Origin of the sequence: Thiospirochaeta perfilievii, assembly GCF_008329945.1 — a bacterium.
Lineage (GTDB): Bacteria > Spirochaetota > Spirochaetia > DSM-2461 > DSM-2461 > Thiospirochaeta > Thiospirochaeta perfilievii.
Map to the genome: position 1 here is coordinate 1535617 of NZ_CP035807.1, position 17109 is coordinate 1552725.

Annotated in this window: 16 protein-coding genes; 7 read left to right on the forward strand and 9 right to left on the reverse strand. The window is 32.4% G+C overall.

Going from position 1 to position 17109, the window contains the following annotated elements; translation table 11 throughout:
- Positions 1-35: 35 nt before the first annotated feature.
- Entirely contained in the window at positions 36-455 is a 420-nt protein-coding gene (locus EW093_RS06975) for a hypothetical protein (protein WP_149567699.1), read from the reverse strand.
- 1 nt (position 456) lies between these two features.
- Positions 457-654, reverse strand: coding sequence for a helix-turn-helix transcriptional regulator (locus tag EW093_RS06980; RefSeq protein WP_149567700.1), 198 nt, complete (start codon positions 652-654; stop codon positions 457-459).
- A 304-nt stretch (positions 655-958) separates the two neighbouring features.
- Here EW093_RS06980 and rpsU point away from each other — a divergent pair, with 304 nt between their 5' ends.
- A complete protein-coding gene (rpsU, locus tag EW093_RS06985; RefSeq protein WP_149567701.1) occupies positions 959-1171 on the forward strand; it encodes a 30S ribosomal protein S21 in 213 nt (70 codons plus the stop codon).
- Between the two features lie 35 nt (positions 1172-1206).
- Here the strand turns inward: rpsU and EW093_RS06990 are convergent, their stop codons facing one another.
- On the reverse strand, positions 1207-1956 hold the full coding sequence (locus EW093_RS06990; RefSeq protein WP_149567702.1) for a substrate-binding periplasmic protein: 750 nt from the start codon (positions 1954-1956) through the stop codon (positions 1207-1209).
- Positions 1957-2057: 101 nt separating this feature from the next.
- Here EW093_RS06990 and EW093_RS06995 point away from each other — a divergent pair, with 101 nt between their 5' ends.
- Positions 2058-2975 carry an aldo/keto reductase gene (locus tag EW093_RS06995; protein ID WP_149567703.1) on the forward strand — a complete coding sequence of 306 codons (918 nt, stop codon included), beginning with the start codon at positions 2058-2060 and terminating at the stop codon, positions 2973-2975.
- Between the two features lie 52 nt (positions 2976-3027).
- Here the strand turns inward: EW093_RS06995 and EW093_RS07000 are convergent, their stop codons facing one another.
- From EW093_RS07000 to EW093_RS07025, 6 genes are all read right to left on the reverse strand, one after another.
- Positions 3028-5169 (reverse strand): TIM-barrel domain-containing protein, encoded by a 2142-nt coding sequence (locus EW093_RS07000; RefSeq protein WP_187759867.1) that lies wholly within the window; start codon positions 5167-5169, stop codon positions 3028-3030.
- 17 nt (positions 5170-5186) lie between these two features.
- Positions 5187-6011 (reverse strand): carbohydrate ABC transporter permease, encoded by an 825-nt coding sequence (locus EW093_RS07005; RefSeq protein WP_149567704.1) that lies wholly within the window; start codon positions 6009-6011, stop codon positions 5187-5189.
- Positions 6011-6916 carry a carbohydrate ABC transporter permease gene (locus tag EW093_RS07010; RefSeq protein ID WP_149567705.1) on the reverse strand — a complete coding sequence of 302 codons (906 nt, stop codon included), beginning with the start codon at positions 6914-6916 and terminating at the stop codon, positions 6011-6013. Before EW093_RS07010 ends, EW093_RS07005 begins: the two co-directional genes overlap by 1 nt.
- 68 nt (positions 6917-6984) lie before the next feature.
- A complete protein-coding gene (locus EW093_RS07015; protein WP_223111663.1) occupies positions 6985-8289 on the reverse strand; it encodes an ABC transporter substrate-binding protein in 1305 nt (434 codons plus the stop codon).
- A gap of 51 nt (positions 8290-8340) precedes the next feature.
- Complete coding sequence (locus EW093_RS07020) at positions 8341-8733, reverse strand: LacI family DNA-binding transcriptional regulator (protein ID WP_187759868.1); 393 nt, start codon at positions 8731-8733, stop codon at positions 8341-8343.
- A complete protein-coding gene (locus EW093_RS07025; protein ID WP_187759869.1) occupies positions 8733-9395 on the reverse strand; it encodes a LacI family DNA-binding transcriptional regulator in 663 nt (220 codons plus the stop codon). The genes EW093_RS07020 and EW093_RS07025 overlap by 1 nt, the downstream gene beginning before the upstream one ends.
- 263 nt (positions 9396-9658) lie before the next feature.
- Here EW093_RS07025 and EW093_RS07030 point away from each other — a divergent pair, with 263 nt between their 5' ends.
- From EW093_RS07030 to gnpA, 5 genes are all read left to right on the forward strand, one after another.
- Positions 9659-11713 carry an AraC family transcriptional regulator gene (locus EW093_RS07030; protein ID WP_149567709.1) on the forward strand — a complete coding sequence of 685 codons (2055 nt, stop codon included), beginning with the start codon at positions 9659-9661 and terminating at the stop codon, positions 11711-11713.
- A 155-nt stretch (positions 11714-11868) separates the two neighbouring features.
- Positions 11869-13152: an ABC transporter substrate-binding protein gene (locus EW093_RS07035; RefSeq protein ID WP_149567710.1), complete on the forward strand. Its 1284-nt coding sequence runs from the start codon at positions 11869-11871 to the stop codon at positions 13150-13152.
- Positions 13153-13291: 139 nt separating this feature from the next.
- The gene (locus tag EW093_RS07040; protein WP_187759870.1) at positions 13292-14089 is read left to right on the forward strand and encodes a carbohydrate ABC transporter permease; all 798 of its coding nucleotides are present in this window, start codon (positions 13292-13294) and stop codon (positions 14087-14089) included.
- Positions 14079-14921 carry a carbohydrate ABC transporter permease gene (locus tag EW093_RS07045; RefSeq protein WP_149567712.1) on the forward strand — a complete coding sequence of 281 codons (843 nt, stop codon included), beginning with the start codon at positions 14079-14081 and terminating at the stop codon, positions 14919-14921. Before EW093_RS07040 ends, EW093_RS07045 begins: the two co-directional genes overlap by 11 nt.
- 2 nt (positions 14922-14923) lie before the next feature.
- The gene (gene gnpA / locus EW093_RS07050) at positions 14924-17107 is read left to right on the forward strand and encodes a 1,3-beta-galactosyl-N-acetylhexosamine phosphorylase (RefSeq protein WP_149567713.1); all 2184 of its coding nucleotides are present in this window, start codon (positions 14924-14926) and stop codon (positions 17105-17107) included.
- The last annotated feature ends 2 nt before the right edge of the window (positions 17108-17109 follow it).

Below are 17109 nucleotides of genomic sequence, written 5' to 3' on the forward strand. Positions count from 1 at the left end.
GATAGGTAAAGAAGAAGTAGTAGTCAATAGAAATACTAATTAGTAAAACTATTTAATTTTTTACCATAAATTTTCCCAAAAATTACTGTGACAAAAACTACTCCTAAAACCAAAAAGTAGAGGTCTACATCTAAAACAAAGGAAATTATAGCTACAGCAATTATTAACATTGACTGGATTCTAAATGAAAGGGCTCCAGCTCTTTCATAATTTCTAATGATTCTTTCATCACTTCTGCTAATATCGTAATCTTCTTTGTACTCTCTATTTTTATATACTACTATCAAAAAAATTAAAAAAGGAAGTATCACCACTAAACATCCAACTCCCATCCCCCTAATATATTCCGATTTAAAACCAGTAATTTGATTAAAAAACAGTACTAGTACTAGTACTACTAAAACATTTACAATACCTATTAATGTTACTCTTTTCTTCAAACTCATTTTATTCATCTTAATTCTCCTCCCAAAATAGTTCATCTAGGCTTTTTCCCAAAGCCTTACAAATACTTATACATAGTGATATTGTAGGGTTGTAATTACCCGCCTCAATAAGCCCTATGGTTTGTCTAGTAACAGAACAAATCCGTCCCAATTCCTGCTGAGTTAAACCTTTTTCCATACGTGTAAGTTTAATTTTATTTAAATTCAATAGTCCCTCCTTACGTAATTTCAATATACATAATGTAATATTTATATTACATTATGTCAAATATATATTACATTGTAAAGAGAAAAAAATAAAGCTTACATAATTATGTATTATAATTACTTTGCATATTGACAATTAATCCGTTTAGATACTTAATTTATCTATCTAATTTGCAGACAAAGGACCCTACTTGCTAACAATGTCTGCTTATATCTTAATATAGTATAAGGTGTAGGTAGAGTAAGTTACTTAAGGGTAACCCTTAGTTATCTCTCAACCTTCAAACCTTATAATTAGGGAAAATATGGTACAATTACAGTTAAACTCAGATGAGAGCATTGAAAAGGCTATAAGCCAATTCAAAAAAATGGTTGCGAAAGAAGGTATTATCCTTGAAACAAAAAAAAGACAATACTTTGTTAAACCTTCAGCGTTAAAGCATGAAAGAAACAAATCTTTGCAAAGAAAAAAGCTTATTAAACTAAAAAAAGCTGTAAACAACAGAGATTCTAAGTAATCTGTCAATAGTCCTCTAATTTAGAGGGCTATTATTTACTTTATAGGCTCAATTCCATACCTTCTAAAAATCTCCAGGTATAGTCCACTTTTTTTAATATTAGATAGACCAACGTTAAAATCATCTCTAATTTTTTTAGTCCTAAATCCAAAACGATAGACTGTTGGTTTAAAAATTCTATGTATAACTACTTCCTTATCTTTTAAACTCCCTAATCGATCTTCAGCAATTACTTTAAAATACTTAAATATGTTTTCATCTATAATTATTAAATCCGCACCACGGTTAGTATACAATCTGTAAATTTGATTTATTTGATTAGCTGTTTCACTATATTTAGAACTGTTTTTTGTTACAATTTCCAATCCTTCTCCAATAATTTCAGGAGCTCTCTGAAAGGCTATTATATACTTATCTTTTATAAAACTTATGGGAAAAGTCTCTGGATAGTTACTCTCTTTTAAACTAACTAAGACATTATTAAATGTAATAACAACATCACTTAGGTATATATCTTCTACAAGGTTCTCTCTAACATTTATCATTCCATCTATGGAACCCTCGGCTAAGGCTTTAAACTCCCTTAATAGGGGCAAATATTGGAGTTCTACAGTTATCCCAACAGACTTGAAAGATTCTACTAACAGGTCAACTTCGACTCCCCTATCCTCGTCTTTAATAACATAGGGTGGAATTGAGTAGTCAACACCCATTACAACATTGTAGGAGTAGGAAATAATAGGGGATATTGTTAGAAGTAGAATAGTCATAATACTCTTTACCATAACAATATAATTATAAGTCTTCCTTCTAATATTTACAATTAATATATAATAACTGTTTAAAGAGAGGGAAAGATGATCTATATTTTACCTAGGAGATGTTTATGAATATTATTAATGTTAAAAACAGTACACTTAAGGTTCCTGAAATAGCACTTGGTTGCATGAGAATATCGGATATGACCCAGAATGATTTAAATAAGCTTATTACAACATCATTAGATAACGGTATTAACTTCTTTGATCATGCAGATATCTATGGTGGTGGAAAATCTGAGGAAATATTTGGAAAAACTATAAAGGAATTAAAGGTAAAAAGAGAAGATATTATGATACAGTCTAAGGCGGGGATAAGGGATGGTTTTTTTGACTTTTCAAAAGAGCATATTATTAACTCTGTGGACAAAATACTAAAACGTTTAAATACGGATTATCTAGACTGCTTTCTTTTACATAGACCAGATACATTAATGGAACCAGCCGAGGTTGCAGATGCATTTGACTCCTTAGAAAAGAGCGGCAAAGTAAAGTACTTTGGTGTAAGTAACCAAAACCCTATGCAGATTGAACTTTTAAAACGCTATGTTAATCAAGACCTACTATTTAATCAGCTACAACTGAGTTTAAAAAGAACAGGAATGATTGATGCAGGTTTAAATGTAAATATGAAGGTTGATTCATCTGTAAACCATGATGGTTATGTTTTAGACTACTGTAGACTAAATAATATCACAATACAGGCGTGGTCTCCATTCCAGTATGGCTTTTTTGAAGGTGTTTTCCTAAATAACCAGAAGTTCCCAGAACTTAACAGTGTTATTGATAGATTAGCAGAAAAATACTCAGTTACAAACTCAGCTATAGCTGTATCATGGATACTTCGACATCCAGCAAGAATACAAACTATAATAGGAACTACTAACCCTAAAAGAGTTGAAGATATGAGTAAGGCTGCTGATTTTACCCTAACAAGGGAGGAGTGGTACGAATTATACAGATCGGCAGGAAATGTACTTCCTTAAGAAAAACCTATACGTTCTACAATTTGTGTAGAACGTATAGGAAGGAGGTTTTTTATATTGTTTTAATGCCAGACAGAACTCTGCCTTTATTAGTTACAATATTATAATTTATCTTCTTTATCTTTGATAAACCATTTGTTTTAGTCTCAATATTAAAAAGTTCATCATCCCTTTTTGAGATAGTAATAATTAGTTCACTAAAAATCCCTGCTTTATACTGGTTTGTTTCACCATCATCATCATATAATTTATAGGTTGCACAGTTATCCACAAAGGCAATTAGTGTTATTTCATCACTGTTAATAGCCGCTACATTCTCTCCATGCTCTCCAAGAATTAAGATCCGATCTCTTTTAATAAAAAGTGGAATCTCATCAATATCTACATCGATATAGTTAAATCCACTAGGAGCAATTTTTAATCCTTCTATGTTATTATATTTATTTACCTTCCATAAAAGCATATCTTCAGGTAACCACACGTTTCTGCCAAATGTATTAGCCTTATATATTGGGGCTACCATAAGAGAGTCCCCTACTAGGAGCTGATCTTCAACCCTTCTAGAAATCTCATCTCGATACTCAAAGGAGAGGGGTTTAATATACATATCTCCAGTTTTGGAAGACTTCATAAATTCTGAATATATATAAGGTATTAACGCATACCTAAAGTTTAGTGTATTCCTTAGAATATCTGTAGTTTCAGAATCAAAAGAGAATGGCTCTTGAAGCCTTGTTCCTAGTGCAGCATGATTCCTTAATAGTGGAGTAAATATTCCAAACTGGGTCCATCTTGTAACTAATTCAGAGTTTGAATTACATCCAAATCCTCCAACATCTGCACCAGAGTATAAAAAACCAACCATATTAAGGGATGGCATCATCTTAATGCTTAGCTCTAAATGCTCCCACCAGGACTTATTATCTCCAGTCCAAATTCCACCATATCGATGCATACCTACATAGGATGCTCTAGAGAAGAGTAAAAATCTTTTATCTGGGTAGTTAGAACTAAAACTATCACTTGCAGCCCTGGTCATATTATATCCATACAGATTGTGTACATCGTAGTGATTCACCATCTCTCCATCAACGTTATGATAGAAACTCTTATAATCATCCATACTATTAGATATAGATAACATGGTACTCTTTAGATCAAAAAATGAGTAAATATCCAGGTTCTGTCCCTTAATATCCTCAATTTTATCAAAGGCTTTTTGTAGACCATCTTCTGAATAAAAGATAGCGGGTTCATTCATATCATTCCAGAAACCTTCGATCCCCTGTTCAATTAAACCACTATACTTATCACCAAACCACTCTCTTGTATCTGGGTTTAAGAAGTCAGGGAAGTGAACCTTTCCCGGCCACACTGCACCAACAAAGGGTTTTCCATTCTTATCTACACAGTAGTAGTTATTCTCTAAACCCTCTTCACAAATATCATAACCATCTTCTTTTTTACAACCTGCGTCTATAATTGGAACTAATCTAAATCCTTTATTCTTCATCTCTTTTACAAAATTAGGAAAGTTAGGGAATTTTGTTTTATCAATGGTAAAATTCTTATAATCCTCCATATAGTCAATATCCATATATATTGCATCACATGGGATTTTATTCCTCCTAAAGTTATCTGCTACCTCAGTTATCGATTTGTCATTAGGGTAACTCCACCTACTCTGCTGAAAACCAAAAGCCCATTTAGGAGGGACGTAAGATTGACCTATAGCGTTTCGAAATTTCTGTACTATATGTAAAAGATTATCACCTTCTATTATATAGATGTCTATATTACTTTTCTCACTGGTTATAGAAAGGATATCCTTATGTGTATAACCTATATCAAAGGCGATCTTTCCTGGATAATCGAAAAACAGACCGATCTGTTTATCCCCATCAATAAGAATAAAGTTATGGGCAGCATATAAGGAACTTTTATCAGGTGTATGGTCAAAATCATCGGAACAGAAAGATTCGTATAAAGAACCTCTTTTATTTATTCCACCAACATTCTCACCTAAGCCATAAACTATATCCCTCTTTCCCATTTGAAAGGTTAATTTAAACTCTTCATCCTTAATCTCTAACTTTAAAAGTGGATAGAGAGAAAGATCCTTAATATCAATTATATCACTGGTATCAATAATAGCCCCTGTATTAAAGGGACTACCTATACTTAATTTCTTCAATTATAACTCCTAAAAATCTACTTTATAGAACCTGCCATAACACCTTTTACAATCTGCTTTTGAGCAAAGAAGTAGAAGATAATTACAGGTAACATTGTAATTAATAATCCAGCTAAAGCGAAATGCCACTGCTTGGAGTATTGACCAAAGAAGAAGAACATCTTTAATGGAATTGTTGCCCACTCCGGCTTATTAATTGTTAGTTGTGGTAGTAAGAAGTCGTTCCAGATCCACATTACATTTAAAATTGTAACTGTAACTGTTATTGGTTTAAGTAGTGGAAATACAACTATTGAGTATATCTGAAACTGATTACACCCATCTATAACTGCAGCCTCTTCTAACTCTAAAGGTACACTTTTAATAAAACCGTGGTATAGGATAATAGATAGACTGGAACCAAAACCAACATACATAAATATTAAACCTGGAGGATTTAAGAAGTTTAATTTACCCATTAAGCTTACAAGAGGTAACATTACAGATTGGAATGGTATTAACATTGCTGCAGCAAATAACATAAAAATAAAGTTACTATACCAGGTCTTAGTTCTAACTAGAACCCAAGCCGCCATTGATGAAAATAGAACAATAAACACTGTACTCACTATTGTTATTGTAAGGGAGTTCTTAATTGCCATTAAAAAATCAAGTCTCTCAAAGGCTATAGGATAGTTACTAAGAACAAAGTACTCTCCAAAGGGTAGTGCATTTGTATTTATGAATATACCCTTCATAGTTTTAAAAGAGTTTACAACAACTAAATAAAAGGGAGATAAAAACAGTAGGGCTAAAAGTACTCCTACAATACTTAATATTATCTTATTTTTTTTAGACTCCATTAAAATTCCACCTCTTTTTTCTTACTTATAGACATTTGAGTTAAAGTTATAGCAGAAACAGCAATTAAGAATATAACAGCCTTCGCCTGTCCCTGTCCAAAGTCCTGCATTACAAAAGCAGTTCTATATATATTTAATGCCAACATCTGAGTAGATAGATATGGCCCACCATTTGTTAAGGCTAAGTTTTGGTCAAAAAGTTTAAATGCGTTAGAAAGTGTTAAAAAAAGACCAACTGTTGATGCTTGTGCAACTAAAGGCACAATAATGTTTTTCAATTTAAGAATAAAATTTGCCCCATCTAAATCCGCTGCTTCAAATAAAGAAGATGGAATATTCTGTATTGCGGCAATATAAATAATCATCATATAACCTGACATCTGCCAAGATAGAACAATTACAAGACCCCAGAAACCTGTTCCAGTTGTGGATAACCACCCTTTTAAAAATTCAATACCATAGGTGTCACCAATATGGTTAAATACCTTTGTAAAAATAAACTGCCATAAGAAACCTAAGATTAACCCACCAATAAGGTTAGGTATAAAAAATACGCTTCTTAAAATATTACTACCCTTTAAACCTCTAGTTACTAAAAGAGCTAGGCCAAAACCAATAGCGTTAATTAAAATAACAGATACAATAGCAAACTCAGCTGTAAATAAAAATACGTTTATAAAACGAGGCATTTGAAATTCTACTGTTAAGAATTTTGTAGTAACCATATCATCTGTAAAGGCTTTAACATAGTTTGTAAGGCCTACAAAGTTTGGATTAGCATCTATTCCATTCCAATCCGTAAATGACATTAGAATTCCACTAAAAGTTGGAATTATAACCACTAATAAAAATGCAATTAAGCAAGGTGCAACAAATAGCCCAAAGGACAATTTTGAAGTTTTCATTTATACCTCTATATAGTTAATCCGTAAAAAATCAGATGGGCAAACGCTTGCCCATCTAATGAAAAATATTATCTCGCGTTAGCCCACTCAGCTTTTGCTTGAGAAACGGCTTCGTCCCATGTTAACTCTCCAGCATAATAAGCTTGAATCTTAACACCTAGAACATCCATACCCCAACCAGAAGGATAACCCATAAATACCCAAGGAATAGTTTTTCCAGCAGAGATAAACTCTGTAATACTTCTACCTAATGGATCTGCTACAGGATAGTTCTCATAACCAGACTTCATAGGAGGTATAAAGAAGAACTTATTAACAACAATATCTTTTCCTTCCTCTGATGTATATAACCAGTTTAAGAACTCTTTTGATGCAGATTTTTCAGCATCTGTAGTCTCACTGTTTACAGACCAGTACATTGGAACACCTACAGCAATTGAATCTTCTTTAGCACCAACCATTGGCATTGGTAAGAATCCTAAACTATCAGCTACAGCTGGATCAACAGCTTTAACACCACCATAAATCCAGTTACCTTGCTGAATGATAGCTACTCTTTCAATTCCTAAACCTGTATCTACCTGAGTTGAATAATCAACAGCGTTTAATAGACCAGTATTCTCAGAACTAGAACTAAATTTTCCTTGAAGATCGATTATTTTTTTAAGACCATCAGCGTATTTAAAATCGATAGTTTTAGCTTCAGAAGCTGTTAATCCACTACCTAACTCTTGAGCTAAGGCAATATTTGAAGTATGTAAACCTGTAACCCAAGTCTCTTTTGCAGCGTATTCAAAAACAGCTTCTAGAAGAGGGAACTCATCGGCTAAATCACCATTTTTAATTTTTAAGTCTAAAGCTACTGCAGCAGCTTCTAAAGATTTAAAATCAACAATTTTACTTGCATCAATACCAGCAGCTTTGAAAATTCTTTTATTGTAAGCTAAACCATAACCCTCAACAGCAAATGGTAGACCTAAAAGTTGTCCATCCATAGTTACGTTTTCAGTTCCTACAACATTGTTAGCCCATGGTTGGTCAGAAAGATCTTCTAACATTGAGTTCCAGTCTTTTGCATCCTGTGGTCCACCAATATTATATATATCAGGCATATTTCCAGATGCATTTTTAGCTCTTAATGCAGCACCATAATCGTCACCACCACCAACTGTTTCAATAACAATTTTAACACCAGGGTTTTTTGACTCATAAAGTCTAGCAGCTTTTTGTAACTCATCTGCAATCTCTACTTTAAATTGAAAAATGTTAACTTCTACAGCTTTGTTAGATTCTGTAGCTTCTGTGTTTGAGTTAGCAAATACACCGTGTGCAAGCGCTAACATGAAAATCAATAATGTTGATAATCTTTTCATTTGTCTCTCCATTTTTTGTATATATAAATACACTATACAGTGTAATTTATTCTAATTTACTCTTTTGCAAGACTCTCTTTCTATAAACCTAGTCTCTAGAACTATGTGTCTAGTTTTAGAATTCCTCTCAATAATACCTAATAAAATATCACAGCTACTTCTTACAAAATCAGCATTTGGCTGCTTTACTGTTGTTAAGGAAGGGTTAAAATATTTACCATAATCTAAACCATCATAACCAACAATTGAAATATCACCAGGGACATCTAACCCTTTAGTTAGAACAGCCTTAGCTGCTCCTATTGCCATCATATCATTTACAGCAAAAACAGCTGTAATCCCTAGATTCCTATCTAATAACTCATTCATAGAGTCAAAGCCTGACTTTATTGAATAATCACCACTTACTAAGAACTCTTCACTGAAATCTAAGCCGTTTCCCATTAAAACATCTTTAAAAGCAGCAAATCTTTGGGGGAAACACATAACCCCATTCTTTCAGCAATAATTATACCTATCTTTGTATGCCCTAAACCAATTAGATAGTTAGTAACTTCTTTAACCCCATCTTCTTCATTTATACTCACGCTGGAAAAGAGGTCTCTATTAACCCCCTCTTCTATAATAGTAGAAGTAAATACAACAGGGGCCTCTAAACCCTCAAAATATCCCTCTTTATCCTTTGAAACAGCACCACCTAAATATATTAAGCCAAGTAGTTTCTTTTCAATAATAAATTGAGCTGCACTCTCTAGAGCATCCCTTTCCGCATGGTGGAAGTGAATCATAACAGAGTATCCCTTACTTGAAATCTCACTCTCTAAGGACTCTACAATATCCCCAAAAAATGGATTATACTCCCCTAATACAAAAATACCTATTGCATTAGAGTTATTTCTTTTAAGGTTTCGAGCACTATTATTAGGAACATAATTAAGTCTTTTAATAACCTCTAATACATGTTCTTTAGTCTCTTTTTTTACATCGGAGTGATTATTTAAAACCCTTGAGACTGTGCTAACGGCAACACCTGCTTCCTTAGCTACATCCTTAATATTTACAGTTTTAATAACAGACTCCTTAGTATAAATTACAAAAAAAACCAATTTTGGTACCGTTCTCGGTATCGTTTCCGGTAACGGTACCATTCCAAGATACCATAGAATTTCATATTGTCAATTTATAATTATCAAATTTTATGAAATTTCTTATTTTTCTAAAATTCATAAATATATTTAATCTATGTTTTCAAAAAAAATGATATATAATATGTTATGATACAACTTTTATCGGTAACTTAATTCTTCTGAAATATAGCATAAAGTTCCACTTTCACATTTTACATATAATTTTTATTGGGGAGTAAATTTTGAGACTAGCAAACTACACAAAAATATTTAAAAAAAACGGTTTAATGATTGTAGCCGGAATATTTACAATACTAAGTATAAGTTTCTTCCTATTTATACCTTTTACAAATACAACAAGCCGAATTATAAATGGAAGGACCTTTGACAGTCTAGAAACTTCATCAAAAATGTTCTCCCATATCCATCTTTGGAGCATGCCTAAATTTATCAGCTTAGAGAAAAATAAGCCTATTTTAGAATTTATATATAGCAAAGAACCTTCAAATATAGTTGCTCTTAGAGCCTTAGAAGAGATCGACAAAATTATTTTAGAAAATGATTTTTTACACTCTGTTTACATTTATAGCGAAACAAATGGAATTATATCAACTCTTTCAGGTTGGGAGAGAGGCGAGTTATCAGACAATACTATTGATAAACTTGTAAATAATAATATAGATGAAGCAACACACGTATTTAGACCTAGGCAAGTTAATTTTTTTAATAATAAAGAAAATACAAATATTTACTCCATGATACTAGGGAAAAGAGTAGATAATAATAAAACTACTTCTTGTATAATTATAAATCTATCAGTTAGTAAAATATCTGAAATAATTGCACCAATGGATATGAATATAACCTCTGATTTAGTTATTATAGACAGAAACAACAAAATCCTATTACATCCTGATAAAACTATGTTTGGTAACTCTTTAGATTCAACTAGCGATTTTTATAATATTAGTCAAATGAAGGCGGAAGAGGGCTCAATAGAAACTATTATCAATGGTGGGAAAAGTGTAGTTTGGTGGCTAGATCACAATGAATTACCCTGGAGGTTCATATTATACTCCCCTAAAAATGATTTATATCATGAAATAATTCAATTAAGAAAAATTCTAATTCTTTTATCATTAGGAGGAAGTATAGTCTTTATAATTCTTTTTATACTTGCATATAATAAAATTACTTTTACTAGAAATATCGAAGAGTCTATAAAAAGAGTTATAGATTACTACCCTGACCACGATTTAGAAGATGATTTTTTAGTAATGTCAGCTTTAGATAAAAAAAACAGTAAGTGGACAATTGCCCTAATAGGTTTAGAAAAGAATACTTCAAAAGACATATCCTTTGATTCTGGACTAAATACAATCTATTTTATTAGATGTAATACTAATAAATTTTGTTTAATATCCCTTCTATCTACTAAAAAAATGGTAGAATATCTACAAGAGAAACAATCAAGTGAATCTATTAAAAACAATGGGTTATCCTTTTCATTCTGTATATCATCATTTACTACAAATACAGACTCATTCATGTCTCAGTATACACTTTTAAACTCAAGTTTCTCTAGAAAGTTTAAATTTGAAAGGAATTCCCAGATACCACTATTAGATCAAAATGAGAAGTTAAGTAGTAGTTTTGAAATAAATGAAAATGAAATTAATCATCTGGACTCTGCAATACGTTTAGAAAACGCAAAAGAAGCCTGGAAAATTATAACAGAATTATTAGATCTTTGTGATAAAGATGGCTCAGAAGAAGCATTTCATTATGTAATAAATATTATTAGATACAGATTATTTCAAAACTCCATACTCAATCCAGAGACAATTGTAATTGAAGGAATAAATAATTTAAATGATGCTATCACAGATATTGAAACAATACCTGAGGCTAGGGAGTTATTTGAGAAATATTGCAATAGATTACAATCCATTAAAACCGGACGTACAGATTTAAAAAAAGTGGAAATACATAAAAAGGTTAAGGAGTTTGTAGAAGATAACTTATGTAACTTGAATTTAGGTCCAGACCTAATATCAGAAGAGGTAGGAAGATCATCAGGTTATGTTAGAGATACATTTAGAAGTATAGAAGGAGATTCACTTTCTAATTATATAGGAAGTAAAAGAATTGAATTTGCGAAGGATTTATTATTAAAAACTAATAAACCTATTAAAGATATAGCAGAAGCATCTGGTTTTATGAACTACTCATATTTTTTTACATATTTCAAAAAAATTACAGGAAAGACTCCTGGAGATTTTAGAATATCACAGTAATCTTCAATTTTTAAATAAATAATTAAATTTCAAAGTATAAATTCTCTATAATCAAAGTTTTATTTATTTTTCAAAGTACCTCGATTACCAAACCCATGTTGTAATTTAACCATGATTTGGTAAAAAAGATTTACCTTAAAAAACGGAGGAACAAAATGGAAAAGACAAAAAGAGTTTCAACTTTACTCCTAATGGCATTATTTGCCTTTAGTTCTGTATTCGCTAACGGTCAAAAAGAGTCTTTAGATAATAAGCCACTAATTATCTATTTATGGGATGACCCAGTATTAGTATCAATTGTAGAAGCCTACGAGAAAGCACATCCTGAAATTGTACTAGATAAACAGTTAATACCTGCTTCTGAGTATAGATCAAAACTAGCTATTTTATTAGCTGCTAATGCAGATATGGATGTCTGGTTTGGAATGGTTGCAAACGACACATTAACTCAAAATGAAAATGGATTTATTGAGCCATTAAATGAGTGGTTTGAAAAAACTGGTGCAGATATGAAAGCTGTAGATGCATATGATCAAGTAGCAATTCAAGATGGTAAAATAATAGGTGTTCCGTGGAGAGGAGGTGCATATTATACATATTACAACAAGAAATTATTTAAGGAAAAGGGTGTAAAAGATCCTACATATTATATTGAAAGAGATGAATGGACTTGGGATAAATTTGCAGAAGTATCAAAAGAAGTTGCATCTGGTGATGGTAATGTTTTTGGTGGACTGGTTCATACATGGACACCACAACAATACCATACTAGCGTTCAGGCAGGAAAAAATATTGTAACAAGGGACGGTAAGATTGATATAGGGCCAGAAACTTTTACTTTTTTAAAGCTTAGAAAACAGATGGAAGCTGAAAAATCAATGGACTCACTTATTGATATGAAAGTTAGTAGATTGCATTACAGTCAAGCGTTTTTCAAAGGAAATCTTGGAATGGTTATTATGGGAGAGTGGTTCCCGGGAATGCTAAAAGATGGTTATGACAAAGGTAGCTTTATAGACTTTGGTTGGGATGATTGGGGTATCGCAAGGGTTCCAAATAACTACTCTGACTACCGAACATGGGGTGTTCCAACAATGGTTAATGTTGCCTCTAGAAGTAATAACAAAGAGAACGCATTTAAATTTGTTAGTTGGTTAGGAAGTGAGGAAGGACAAGATGTTGTTGCTAAAGCTGGAGCAATGCCTGCAGTAGCTACTGAAGTTGCAAAAGAAGAGTTTTCAACCAATATCCCAGATGAAGAGTCTTTAATATATTTCTTTGAAGATAAAACAGCTATGCCAGGACCAATTACAAAATATTCATTTGAAGAGTCACTAGGTGTCGTTGCAGAGGAGTATCTATTAGGAGAATTAACTGATGATCAGCTTATTCCTAGATTAACAGAGTTACTGGAACAATCTATAAAAGAATCAAACTAATATTTTTTAGCCTGGCTTAGCCAGGCTATAAGGAGAATCTGTACATGAATAAGATAGAAAAAACGCCTTTGACTACAGTTCTATTTTTTTACTACCTAGCTTTTTGGGTTTTATGTTATTTATAATAATCCCAATAATAATGACGTTTGGCCTTTCCTTAACCAATTACACAGGTGGTCCGAATTTTAGCTTTACAGGGTTAAAAAACTACATAATAGCTTTTACAAGTCCAATATTTACACGTAGCTTATGGATAACATTAAAATATGTCATCTTTGCCGTTGGGTTTCAAATATTATTTGCATTGTTGTTTGCGATTATTTTAAATGAGAAACTTTTACTTAACAGTTTTTTTAGAGGTGTAATATTTCTTCCTAATATTATTGCTTCTGTAGCTATTGGTTTATCATTCATGGTTATATTAGAGCCAAATAATGGAATGTTAAATCAACTTCTAAACTTTTTTGGACTACCTTCTTCTAGATGGTTAGCAGATCCAAAATCTGCACTTGGAACAATAATAGCGGTCTCTGTTTGGCAGAATTTCGGTTATTATATGATCATTTTATTAGGGGGATTACAACAGATAAACCCATGCTTGTATGAGGCGGCTGAAATAGATGGCGCTGGAGCTTTAAGAAAACTAATATCTATAACAATTCCTGGACTTAGTCCTGTTCTATTTTTTTCATTCACTATGTCAATAATTGGTGGATTTAAGGTCTTTGACTTAATCTATGTAATGACTGGAGGATCAGAAGGTGGAGGGCCTGCTGGGTCAACTAAAGTTGTAGTATTAGAAATTTACCAGAACGCATTCCAGAGATTTAGATTTGGATATGCCTCAGCTCAATCTGTTATTTTACTAATAATTATCTTAGGTATTACTTTGTGGCAATATAGACAACAAAAAAAGTGGGTAACATATGATGCTTAGAAAAATGAAGTTAAAAGATAAGAATACATTAAGAAAATCACTGTCTTATTTATTATTACTAGTAGTTACAGTTATTATTTTAGCCCCAATTATAATCGCTTTTTCTAATGCGTTTAAATTTGAAGCTGACATATATGCTGTACCATTCAATTTAATTCCAACAAATCCTACACTTGAAAACTTTCATGCGTTGTTAGATAAGTTCCCAATATATATCTTCAATTCATTTAAAGTTACTGGAATTATTGTTTTTCTCCAGATTATTACAGCAACAACAGCTGGTTATTGTTTTTCTAAATTAAAATGGAGAGGAAGAGATTTTGTCTTTATCCTATATATTGCCTCAATAATGATTCCAGGACAGGCTGTAATTATACCACAATTTTTAATAGTACAGAATTTAGGGCTTTATAATAGTCATACAGGGCTTATTTTAGTATCAGCATTTACAGCATTTGGAACATTTCTTGTTAAACAATTTTTTGTAACAATACCTGAAAGTTTAGTTGAATCAGCTAGAATTGATGGAGCTAGTGAGTTCCTAATTTTTAGAAAAATTATGTTGCCTTTATCAAAAACAGTAATTGCAACATTAATTATTTTTTCATTTAGGTTCTTTTGGAACGATTTCTTCGGTCCACTAATCTACCTATCATCACCTTCATTGAAAACTCTTCCTTTAGGAATGGCTGACTTTGCCAATGAGTATTATACCTACGTTGGTCCACAGATGGCTGCTGCAGTTATTTCAATAATACCAGTTTTAATAGTTTTTCTAGCTGCACAGAAGCATTTTGTTCAAGGAACAATGTCAGCAGGAATTAAGGGGTAAAAATGTTTAATAATGATAAAAAAGGCTATATGACACTCCCTGTAGAGTCAGGACACGAAGAGCTTGTTTTAGATCTGTATAAGAAGTGGAATGCAGATGCACTAAGGGATTCCGATGGGACAACAATGTCCAGAGAGCTAGAAAATCTAGGTAGTGAAGTCTATTCTACTATCTGTGTTGTGAGAGCACAGCAAGATTTTGCTGATGCGCACCCTGAGTACCTTCACCGAAAGTATCTAATGTCTCACCCTAAAACAGCAACGGAGAAGAAGTTAACAATTAATCTTTTAGATGGCTACAGTAAAGATAAATACGAAGTTGATACAAATAGTGATCCAAAATTATGGTTCGAAGTAAGAAATAGAACAAATTCTTCGATTGTTAATATCGCAAATTGGGAAATTGATACTGAAAAAGGAGTCGCAATAATTAATAATGCAATTCCCTACAATGAGTATACCGTTTCATTTTTAGCTAGACAAGTTTGGGACTCAGTTTCAATGTATAATCACTTAACTAATGGATGGACTGGGCGTAAAATCAAAAGCCTTGACCCATACCACAAAGAGTGTAGGGAGTACTTAGTCTCTTGGTTTAAAAAATGGATTATAGAACATCCCAAAACAACTGTTGTACGTTTTACAACATTTGCATTTAATTTTGTAATCGATTCAGGAGAAAACAACCAAGATATATATCGAGATTGGCTAGGGTATGGGGAAACAGTTAGTCCAGAAGCACTAATAGATTTTGAGAAAAAGTATGGATACAAAATGACCCCAGAGGATTTTGTAGATAATGGATATTACAATGCTACATATAAAAATCCAAGTAAAAAATACTTAGACTGGATGGATTTTATAAGGGATTTTGTAGTTGGATTTAGTAGTGAATTGGTAGAGATAGCCCATAAAGCAGGTAAAAGAGCAGCGATGTTCCAAGGTGATCACTGGATTGGAACAGAACCTTTTAGTAAAAAGTATGAACAAATTGGTATTGATATAAACATTGGGGCTGTGGAGGATGGTGTAGCACTAAGAAGATTGTCTGACTCCCCAGGAGAAATGATAAGAGAAGCACGTTTTTATCCATATTTTTTCCCCGATGTTTTTAAAGAAGGAAATAATCCAGAGGGAGGATCAATGGATAACTGGGTCAAAATAAGAAGAGCACTTCTTAGATCAAATATCCATAGAATTGGTTATGGAGGATACCTCTCCCTTGCTAATAAATTCCCCAACTTTATTGAACATGTTTCAGATTTAAGTAGTCAGTTCAATTTATATTTAGAAAATACAAAAGGAACAAAGTCTAAAACAGTTGGACGAAAAGTTGCAATTCTTAATTCCTGGGGAAGTTTAAGGTCATGGCTTCAAAATGCAGTAAAGGATCAACGTTTTCATATACCTTCTAGACCAGACATTATGGAGTTTGTAGGAAGTAATCCAATGGAGTGTCTATCTGGCCTTCCCTTTGATATTGAGTTTATAAGTTTTGACGATATATTATCAAATGGAATTAATAGTGATATTGGGGTTATAATCAATATGGGAGACTCAATGACTTCATGGACAGGTCATGAACAGTGGGGAAATCCAGAGGTAATTAGCACTTTACGAGAGTTTGTTTCAAATGGAGGAGGTTTCTTAGGAATAGGAGAGCCATCATCATATCTTAAGGATGGGAGATTTTTTCAACTTGGAGATATCCTAGGTTTAGAAAAGGAAACAGGCTTAACTATGGGTAGGGTTGCTATGCCATTAAAGATAGATGAATCCCATATTCTATATCAATCACTAACTGGGCTAGAAGATTTTGGGAAAGATCAAGATGTATACCCTATAGATGAGAAAATATCCATATTAAAATCAAATGGTCAACAGATAAACTTATGTGTGAATAGTTATGGAACAGGTCGTTCATCATATATTTCTAATCTTCCATTCACATTAGAAAATTCACGCTTTTTAGAAAATCTTATATTATGGTTAAATAAAAGTGATTCTAAATTAACTCCATATCTGTCAGATAACCCCTATGTAGATGTTGCTTTTTATCCAGAGACATCCATGCTCGCCCTAGTTAACTCAACAAATAAGGAGCAAAGTGTTAAGATATATACAGAGAGAGATGGGTATTTAAAAAGAACTATTAAGGCATATTCTTGGGATTGGGAAAAGGTGTAGAG